The following is a 9,475-nucleotide window of genomic DNA, read 5'->3' on the forward strand; positions in this document are numbered from 1 at the left end:
GTCTAGCTTGGGCGGGGGATCGCGCGTTGAGCCCACGCCGCGATGGCTTCATACGCTCGGTCGTTGGCCGGGGACTGCACGCCGTTGCGCTGCAAGATGATCCGCAACTCATCGGCGAGTTCGCACATTTCGTCGACAGCGGCCAGCGCATGTGCCTGACCGCCCACGACCGCCAAGTCGGTGTCGAAGAATCGCCGCAGGCCGGCGCATAGCAGCCGCCCGGGCGCCCATGCCAATGCCCGTGTCATCCGGGGTCGAATAGGCGTCCCGTCGGCTTGTAGGGCGCGCAGCCCGTCGCGGTGGCCGGTGATGAACAGGTCCAGCAGATCGCGCCTGCGGCCAAGCGATCGGATGTCGCCGCCGGCGCTGTAGAGCGCACCGGCAAACGCCGGCAGCCCGGCACCATGGGTCTTTTGATACGCCTCGGGATCGGCTACGACCCGCGCCGGCAAGCCTGCGTTACAGAACATTTCGGCGATAGCACGCGTCCGTGGCACGATTACGCCGTTGCTCTCGCCGAACAGCAGCGGGATCCGCGCGTTCCAGATGTAACGCACCACGGCACCGTCCCGCTGACCGCCCGCGTTGACCATCCCCGTCAATACCCGCTCACTGCCTAGGGCCGCCACCATGTCCGACGATCCCGCTAAATTGTTGCCCAGAAACAGAACTGACGGGATGGATGGCGCAGCGGCGAGCAGGGGCAGCACTGAGGGGACCTGGTTGCGGCGAACGATAACGACGGCCAGGCGGTAATCGTGCCCGGGTTTGATCCGCTCGACGACAGGTACATGTGTCAGGCTGCGCCGGCCGGTTCTCCACTCCTGCAGAACAACACCGTGTTCTCGTAGCGCGGCTAGCCGCCGACCACGGGCCAGCAGCGTCGCGTCGACACCGCCGCAGACCAAACGGGCGGCGTTGAAGCTGCCGATGACTCCCGCACCGACGACAAGGACCTTCATGGGCACCACTCACGTGCGCTAGGCGTCATGGAGTGGTTGTGAGCCGGTCTGTTTCGCGTTCGCCGCCGATCACGACACCCGCCACCACGCGTCGAAGGTTGTCGGCACGGCGCCCACCAAATTCTCGGTTTCGGCCAGAAACCGTGCGCGCGATTCTCCGGAGATGACGTGGTAGGCGACCGAGCCGCGTCGCGATACCATCCGCAGAATCCGGCACATGACCTCGGCGTACGATTCCGCGGCCGCGGCCCCGTCCCACTCATAGATTCCCCGGTAGACCTCGTTTTGGTCCGCTGTCAGCCACAGTTTGGAGACAAAGCCCGGGAATCCCGCGAAAAGCGTCGTGTTCAAGATGCTTTCGCGCTCGAAAAGTCGATGCGTGCGGCCATGGATGGCCCGCAGGCGGAATTCGATCACCAACAGCGCCGGCGCGCCGGTTCGACGCTGCCCGGCGACGGTTTCGCGGAACACATCGGCGCGGGCTCCATCGCCGAAGGTCAGCCGACCACCCACATGCCGGCGGGGCTGGTGCAGCCGGCCGGTGAGCAGCAGATACCAAAACCGCATTGCCGATCGGAGCTCGGCGACGACGACTTCGGGCAGCGAGACGCGCCGGGGGGCCGGCTTGGAGGCAGGCATCCTCAACCTTCCGCCACCTTCCGCCACGGGTTCATCGGCGGTCTGCGACGCTGTCCCGCCGCCTGCACTGGCTCCGGGGCCGGACGACGGGGCGATGGTGCGACGGAGGGTCATCGCGCATCCTGGACGATCGCCGCGCGGCGGTTTACCGACGTCGTGGGTGACAGCCTGGGGACGAACCAGTCACGGGCGAGTTCGGCCACCTTCTCCAACGCTCCTGGTTCGCTGAACACGTGGGTTGCGCCGGGCACGACCGCCAGAGCGGTCTGGCATGTCATCACCGATCGCGCGAGCCGATTCAGTTTCAGCACGTGGTGGTCGCCGCCGCCGACTATCAGCAGCGTCGGCGCGCGCACCGCGGCAAGGGCGGCGCCGGCCAGGTCGGGCCGGCCCCCGCGTGACACGACCGCAGAGATGTCCACTCGGGGGTCGGCGGCGGCGCGCAGCGCGGCGCCGGCGCCGGTGCTGGCCCCGAAGTAGCCGATCCGCAAACCGGCGGCATCGTCTTGCCGGGCGAGCCAGCCGGTGACCTCGACCAGCCGATGTGCCAGCAAGTCGATGTCAAAGACACGGGCGCGGTCCATTTCCTCCTGCAGGGTGAGCAGGTCGAACAGCAACGTGCCCAGCCCGGCGCGGTGCAGCACGCTGGCCACGTAGCGGTTGCGGGGGCTGTGGCGGCTGCTGCCGCTACCGTGGGCGAACACCACCATCCCGATCGGGTTCTCCGGAATGGTCAGGTGCCCGGCGAGTTCGGTCCGCCCGGCGACCACGCGCACCTCTTCGTCGCGCAGTGGCGGGTCCCCGGCCGGTGGGGGCTGCGGGTCGGGCACCTCTTCGGTGGCGCCGCGCAGCAGGCGGGCCACTTCGTCATCGGAGGTCTGCCCGAAATTGCCATACCAGGCGCCTACCGCCCACAGAAACTGCGGGGTCTGCAGGCAGATCACCTCATCGGCAAATCCGGCCAGTGCGGGCAGCGTCTCCTGGGCTGCCACCGGCACGGCCAGCACCACCCGCGCCGCTCCGTGCGCGCGGGCGACCCGGCAGGCCGCGCGGGCGGTGGCGCCGGTGGCGATCCCGTCATCGACGATCACCGCGGTACGCCCCTGCAATGGGATTCGTGGGTGACCGTCGCGGAACCGCTGCACGCGCCGTTGCAACTCGGCGCGTTCGCGGGTCTCCACGCGCGACATCTCCGCCGCGGTCAGGTGCGCGTCGGCCACGACGTCGTCGTTGAGCACCCGAACACCGTCTTCGCCGATGGCGCCGAACGCCAACTCGGGTTGATACGGCACACCCAGCTTGCGCACCACGATCACATCCAGCGGTGCCTCCAACGTCCTGGCCACCTCGAACGCGACCGGGACACCGCCGCGCGGCAGACCCAGCACGACGATCTGCGCACCACGCAGTGTCTCCAAACGCATGCCCAATTGCCGCCCGGCATCACGACGATCCCAATACCGCATCGCTGACCTCCTCGCAGACCCCTTCAGACTCGCCGCCTACCCCGACGGGCGGCAGGTCCGCAAGTCGCCGGAACGTGAGCCTTTTGTCCTCAATGAGCCGGACGACCGTCACGCCCTTGGGCGCTCGCGGCGCGCCGATGTCACCGGATGGCGCCGTGCTCCTGCACATAGCGCACCACGTCGGCCAGCGTGCGCAGGGACGCATAGTCGGTTTCGGGGATGTCTACGCCGAGCCGTTTGTGTATGCCGAGCAGAAAGTTCAACCAGTCCATCGAGTCGAGGTCGACCTGGTCGCGGAGCAGGGCGTCATCGCGGATGTCGTCGGGCTCGACTTCCGGCGCGATGGTGGTCAGCACGGACAGGACCGCCCCGCGGACATTGTTTTCGGTCATCAGCGTCACTTCTCCAGGATGTCGGGCTGTTGAAGCAGCTCATCGACCGTGGCGAGGAACAGGGCGCCGCGGTGGCCGTCGCTGGCCCGGTGATCCGCGGACAGGGTCGCCTGCACGGTGGTCATGACCCGGATTCCGCCGTCGACGACGCGGACGCGTTCGGCAGGTTTGCCGAACCCGACCAATGCCACCTGCGGGGGATAAATCACCCCGAACACCGAGTCGACGCCTTGGTCGCCCAGGTTGGTGACGGTGATCGACGGATCGGACATCTCCGAACTGCGCAGGCTGCCGGCGCGGGCTCGGGCGACGAGATCGGTGAGGTCGTTCATCAGCTGGTCGAGCTTCTTGTTGGCCACGTCGTGGATCGCCGGCGCGACCAGCCCGCCGCCGCGCAGCGAGATCGCCACGCCGACGTGCACGCCCTCGGCCGGCACGAAGCCGTCATCGCGCCAGAATCCGTTGAATTCGGCGAACCGGGCGGCGGCGAGCGCGACGGCCTTCAGCTGGAGGACCGCGGGCAGTAGCCGCTCGGTGATCGACCGCTGCGCGTTGCGCTCCGTCAGCCAGGACTGCGCCTTTTCCAACGGAATCTCGTGAGCGAGGTAGTAGTGCGGAATCTCGCGCTTCGACCGGCTCATCGCCGCGGCGATCGAGCGGCGCATCTGGGCGGCGCGGTCGGCGACAGTGGGCTTTGCCGTTGACGCCGAGGCCTTTTCGACGTCGGCGATCGTGACGGCACCCTGCGGGCCGGTGCCGGTTACCTCGCCGATGTCGACGCCGAGTTTGTCGGCGAGGCGGCGTGCGGCGGGCGACACGAACGGGCGATGACGCGGCCGGGCCGCGCGACGCTCGACGTTGTCTGCCGGAGCCGCGACGGCCGGCACCGGCTGGGGCGCCGGGGAAGGCGCCACTGCGGCGGCGGGCGTGGGCGGGGATCCGGGGGTTTCCCCGGGTGCCAGCAGCATGGCCATCACGGTTCCGACCTGGATGGTTTGGCCGATGGGGACGAGGAGCTCGTGCACGGTTCCCTCATGCCAGCATTCGACCTCGACGGCCGCCTTGGTGGTTTCCACCACGGCGACCACCTGGCCGCGGCTGACGGTGTCCCCCGGCTTGACCAGCCATTCGTTGAGGGTGCCCTCGTCCATGTCGGAGCCGAGCGACGGCATCTTGAACTCGATCATCGCTACCGCCCGAGAACGGTTTTCGCGGCGGTGACGATCTTGTCCACTTGAGGCAGTGCGGCCTCTTCGAGATGTTTGGCATACGGTATCGGGACTTCGGCGCTGCACACCCGGGCGATCGGCGCGTCGAGCTCGTAGAAGCCCTCCTCGGCGATGCATGCGCTGATCTCGGCTGCCAGGCTGCCGGTGCGCCACGCTTCGTCGACCACCACCGCCCGGTGGGTCTTGCGCACCGACTCGAGGACGGTGTCGGTGTCCAGGGGCCGAAGCACACGCAAATCGATCACCTCGCAGCTGATTTCGTTGAGCGCCAGCCGATCGGCCGCGTCCAGGGCCTTCGGCAGCGAACCCCCGTAGGTGACGATCGTGAGGTCGGATCCGTCACGGCGGACCGCCGCTCGGGAGATGTCGGTGGGCCGTAGTGCATCGACGTCGGCCGAGTTGTTGTACAGCTGCACATGCTCGAAGATCAGGACCGGGTCGGGATCGGCCAGCGCCGCGCCGAGCATCCCGTAGGCGTCGGCGACGGTGGCCGGCGCTACCACCTTGATCCCGGGGATATGGGCATACCACCCTTCCAGGCTGTGCGAGTGCTGCGCGGCGAGCTGTCGTCCGGCGCCGGTGGCCATCCGCACGACCAGCGGGACGGAGAACTGACCGCCGGACATGTGTCGCAGCGCGGCAGCGGTATTGACGATCTGGTCGAGGGCCAGCAAGCTGAAGTTGACGGTCATGACCTCGACGATCGGGCGCAGCCCGCCGAGCGCGGCGCCGATCCCGATCCCGACGAAACCGAGCTCCGACAACGGTGTGTCGCGGACCCGTTCCGGGCCGAACTCCTCGAGAAGCCCCTTGGAGGCGGCGTAGGTGCCGCCGTAGCGGCCCACGTCCTCACCCATCAGCACGACCCGCGAGTCGTCACGCAGCGCGTCGCGCATCGCGTCGTGAACCGCGCTGCGGTATGTCGTCTTCATCGAACCGCCGCCGCGCTCGGCGTGAGGACGTCGCGTTCGAGATCCTCGACGCTTTCCCATGTTCCCGCCTCGGCGAACGCGACCGCCTCCTCGACCTCGCGGGCGGCGGCCTGCTCGATCGATGCCAGGTCCTCGTCGGTGAGCACGCCATCCTTGAGGCACTGCGCCGTGAAGAGCTCGATGGGGTCGCGTTTGCGCCACTGCTTCACTTCGGCCTTGTCTCGGTAGAGTTCCGGGTCGAACATCGAGTGTGCCCGGAAGCGGTAGGTGTGGAATTCGATGAAGAACGGCCCACCGGCGTTGCGGATGTGGTCGGCACCCCGTTGGGCCGCATCGCGGCATGCGATGACGTCCATCCCGTCCACCGTGGCGGTGGGCACGTTGTAGGCGGCCGCTTTCGCGGCGAGGTCGGTCTGGGATTGGGCACGGTGCAACGCGGTGCCCATCGCATACAGGTTGTTCTCGCAACAGAACAGCACCGGTAGACGCCACAGTGCGGCCATGTTCAACGACTCGTGAAAAGCGCCCTCGGCAACCGCGCCATCGCCGAAATAGCAGGCGGTCACCCTGTTTCTGTGCAGCATCGCGTCGGCCAGCGCCAATCCCACCGCAAGGGGCAGACCCCCGGCCACGATGGCGTTGCCGCCGTAGAAGCGCATGCCCGCGTCGAAGAGGTGCATCGACCCGCCCCTGCCCCGTGAGCATCCTTGTTCCTTGCCGAACATCTCGGCCATGATGGCGGTCATCGGGACACCGCGCAGCAGCGCGTGGGCGTGTTCGCGGTAGGTTGCGACCACGGCGTCGTCGGCGGTCAGCGCGCGCAGCGACCCCGCGGCGACGGCTTCTTCGCCGACGTAGAGATGCAGGAAGCCGCGGATTTTGGTTTCCCCGTACAATTCGGCGCAGCGCTCTTCCATCCGGCGCACCCGCACCATGTCCGACAGCAGCTCACGCGCCAGGTCCGGGTCGGTCATGGTGACACCCCCGCTGTGGCCGGGTCCGGCGGTGTCTCGATCGTCGAGGTGTCCCCCTCGGGCAGGCCGAGTTCACGCGCTTTGAGCAGGCGGCGCATGATCTTGCCGCTGCGGGTGTGCGGGAGTGCATCGACGAACTCGATCTCTTTGGGCGCCACCGCTGCCCCGAGCCGCTTTCGGGCGTGGCCCATCAGCTCACGGCGCAGTGTGTCGTCGCCGACGACGCCGTCCTTGAGCGACACGAACGCCTTCACCACCTCGCCGACGGTCGGATCGGGCTTGCCGATGACCGCCGCCTCGGCGACCGCCGGATGATCGGTGAGCGCGCTTTCCACCTCGAACGGCCCGATCAGATGGCCGGAGGATTTGATGACGTCGTCGCCACGGCCGACGAACCAGAAGTAGCCGTCGGCGTCACGTTTGACCAGGTCCCCGGTCAGATAGAGGGCGTCGTAGAAGCAGCCGCGGTAGCGGTCGGGCTGGTGCAGGTATCCCCGGAACATCGATGGCCAACCCGTTTCCAGGGCCAGCTCGCCCTGCGCGTCGGGCGCGGTGAGGACCGATACCGTGCCGTCGTCGTTGCGGCGCACCACATGTGCCTGCACCCCGGGCAGGGGCCGGCCCATCGAGCCGGGCTTGATGTCGAAGGCCGGGGTGTTGGCGATCATGATCCCTCCGGTTTCGGTCTGCCACCAGTTGTCGTGGATGGGCAGCCCCAGCACCTGCTTTCCCCACCACACCGCTTCGGCGTTGAGGGGCTCGCCGACACTGGCGATGAACCGCAGCCGGCCGAACCGGTAACGCGCCGGAAGCTCAGTGCCGGCCTTGATCAGCATCCGGATCGCGGTCGGTGCGGTGTACCAGACGGTCACACCTTCGTTCTGCAGGATCCGGTACCAGCGTTCGGCATCGAACTCAGCTTCGTCGACGATCGAGGTCACCCCATGCAGCAGCGGCGTGATCACCCCGTAGGACATGCCCGTCACCCAGCCGGGATCGGCGGTGCACCAGAAGATGTCGTCGGGATGCAAGTCCAGGGCGTACAAGCCCGTGATGTAGTGCATCGCCACCGCGCCGTGCACGTGCATGGCGCCCTTCGGTGTTCCGGTCGTGCCGCTGGTGAAGTGAAGCAGTGCCGGGTCGTCGGCGGTTGTCGGCTCGACCGGCGCGTCGTCGCCGGCGGCGCTGATCTGCTGCCAGAAGTTCAGCGTTCCCCGCGCATCGTCGCGGGCCACATCGTCGTCGATGACGACGATGTGGCGCACCGATGTCAGCCGATCCCGGATCTTGGCGATCTTGCGCTCGTAGATCGCCGCGGTCGTGACCAGCACGTCGGCCTCGCCGAGGGTGACGCGGGTGGCGATTGGTTCGGGCCCGAACGCCGAAAACAGCGGGCAGACGACGCTGCCGTTGCGTAGCGCACCGAAGATGCTGATGTAGAGCTCCGGGCACCGGCCCATAAGCGTGAACACCCGGTCGCCCTTGGTGATGCCCAGCAAACGCAGCACGCCGGTGAACCGCCGCGCCAGCCGCCTCAGTTCTGCATAGCTGAGATCGTGCGACGACAGCGCGCCGTCCCACCCGTCGGCGATGAACCGCAGCGCCGTCTGCGATGCGTGCGGACCGTCGGCGTGCCGGTCGATCGCCGCGTAGGCGATGTTGCACACGCCGGGGCCCATGCCCTTGCACAGCTCCGGCACATCCGACCAGGCAAAGCTGGCGCAGGTCTCGTCGTAGTGCGCCAAATTCGGCTCAACGCGCAGATCGGAACGGTTTTTACGGATGAGGTTGACGGTCGCAGCCGATCCGTTGGCAGCGTCGGCGGATTTCATCGCGGTCCCTTCGATCCGGTGACAGCCCCATGCTTTCCGCACCCGAAGCCCCCCCAATAGGGACAAAGGTCCTTTGTGCCTGAACAGTCGTCCCCGGCTCGCTGGGGCACTTCGGGCCTGCGGGTACTTGCCGCGGAAGTCAGCGAGGGGTCAACGCTGACGGGCGACGATGACCGGCACCTGCGCGGCATGCACGACCGCGGTGCTCACCGATCCGAGCAGCGCGCCGCCGAATCCTCCGCGGCCGTGGCTGCCGACCACCACCAACTGTGCCGACTTCGACTGCTCGAGCAAATGACGGGCCGGGTGATCGAACACCACTGTCCGGCGCACGGTGACGTCCGGGTAGCGCTCCCGCCACCCGGCCAGGCGCTCCGCCAACGTCTCCTCGGCCGCGGCCTTGATTTCGGACCACTCGACCCCCGGAAAGTGCCGCCAGTCGGCATCGCTCCAGGTGTGCAAGGCGATCAGATCGACGCCCCGCCATGACGCTTCGTCGAACGCTATCGTCGTCGCCAACTCCGACGCCGGCGAGCCGTCGATGCCGACGAGCACGGGTGCGTCCCTGAATCCCTCACGCTGCGGCGCCTCGTCGTGCATCACCGCGACGGGGCAGTGCGCATGATGGGCCAGAGCCGTGCTTACCGACCCGAGCAGCGCACTCGACAGCGCACCCCGGCCGCGGCACCCGACCACGATCATCTGCGCCTCTTTCGTCAGATCCACCAGGGCCGGCACAACCGACGACCACAAGATTTCGCTGTTGACCCGAAGGCGATCATCGCCCTCGGTGGCGGCACCGACGATGTCGATGGCGTCATCGATGACCTTGCGGGCTTCGTCTTCCTGAAGCCTGGCGAAGTTCTCCGGCAGCGGTGCCGCGGGAATTCCCCATCCCGACCACGCGCCAACGCCGGGATACGCCACGTGAACAACGGTGAGCGCTGCGTTGCGCATCGCGGCCTCGCGTGCGGCCCACTTGACGGCGACTTTCGAGCAGGCCGATCCGTCGACTCCCACGACGATCCCGTTGTGCCGCGGCTGATCGG

General features: G+C 67.8%; 9 protein-coding genes. All 9 read right to left on the reverse strand.

Going from position 1 to position 9,475, the window contains the following annotated elements; translation table 11 throughout:
* Positions 1 to 2 precede the first annotated feature (2 nt).
* The 9 genes from VKG81_RS13165 to VKG81_RS13205 all read right to left on the reverse strand — a co-directional run bounded on the left by VKG81_RS13165 (position 3) and on the right by VKG81_RS13205 (position 9,452).
* The gene (locus tag VKG81_RS13165) at positions 3 to 962 is read right to left on the reverse strand and encodes a ketopantoate reductase family protein (RefSeq protein ID WP_324396568.1); all 960 of its coding nucleotides are present in this window, start codon (positions 960 to 962) and stop codon (positions 3 to 5) included.
* A gap of 69 nt (positions 963 to 1,031) precedes the next feature.
* Positions 1,032 to 1,601 (reverse strand): hypothetical protein, encoded by a 570-nt coding sequence (locus VKG81_RS13170; RefSeq protein WP_324396570.1) that lies wholly within the window; start codon positions 1,599 to 1,601, stop codon positions 1,032 to 1,034.
* Between the two features lie 110 nt (positions 1,602 to 1,711).
* The gene (locus VKG81_RS13175; protein ID WP_324396572.1) at positions 1,712 to 3,067 is read right to left on the reverse strand and encodes a phosphoribosyltransferase; all 1,356 of its coding nucleotides are present in this window, start codon (positions 3,065 to 3,067) and stop codon (positions 1,712 to 1,714) included.
* Between the two features lie 140 nt (positions 3,068 to 3,207).
* On the reverse strand, positions 3,208 to 3,459 hold the full coding sequence (locus VKG81_RS13180) for an acyl carrier protein (protein WP_324396574.1): 252 nt from the start codon (positions 3,457 to 3,459) through the stop codon (positions 3,208 to 3,210).
* 5 nt (positions 3,460 to 3,464) lie between these two features.
* A complete protein-coding gene (locus VKG81_RS13185; protein WP_324396576.1) occupies positions 3,465 to 4,646 on the reverse strand; it encodes a dihydrolipoamide acetyltransferase family protein in 1,182 nt (393 codons plus the stop codon).
* A 2-nt stretch (positions 4,647 to 4,648) separates the two neighbouring features.
* On the reverse strand, positions 4,649 to 5,620 hold the full coding sequence (locus VKG81_RS13190) for an alpha-ketoacid dehydrogenase subunit beta (protein ID WP_324396578.1): 972 nt from the start codon (positions 5,618 to 5,620) through the stop codon (positions 4,649 to 4,651).
* Positions 5,617 to 6,594, reverse strand: a complete 978-nt coding sequence (pdhA, locus tag VKG81_RS13195) for a pyruvate dehydrogenase (acetyl-transferring) E1 component subunit alpha (RefSeq protein WP_324396580.1) — start codon at positions 6,592 to 6,594, stop codon at positions 5,617 to 5,619. The genes VKG81_RS13190 and pdhA overlap by 4 nt, the downstream gene beginning before the upstream one ends.
* The gene (gene acsA / locus VKG81_RS13200) at positions 6,591 to 8,426 is read right to left on the reverse strand and encodes an acetate--CoA ligase (RefSeq protein ID WP_324396582.1); all 1,836 of its coding nucleotides are present in this window, start codon (positions 8,424 to 8,426) and stop codon (positions 6,591 to 6,593) included. The genes pdhA and acsA overlap by 4 nt, the downstream gene beginning before the upstream one ends.
* A gap of 150 nt (positions 8,427 to 8,576) precedes the next feature.
* Complete coding sequence (locus VKG81_RS13205; RefSeq protein ID WP_324396584.1) at positions 8,577 to 9,452, reverse strand: universal stress protein; 876 nt, start codon at positions 9,450 to 9,452, stop codon at positions 8,577 to 8,579.
* Positions 9,453 to 9,475 lie beyond the last annotated feature (23 nt).

The sequence above is a fragment of the Mycobacterium sp. genome, from assembly GCF_035314905.1.
GTDB lineage: Bacteria > Actinomycetota > Actinomycetes > Mycobacteriales > Mycobacteriaceae > Mycobacterium.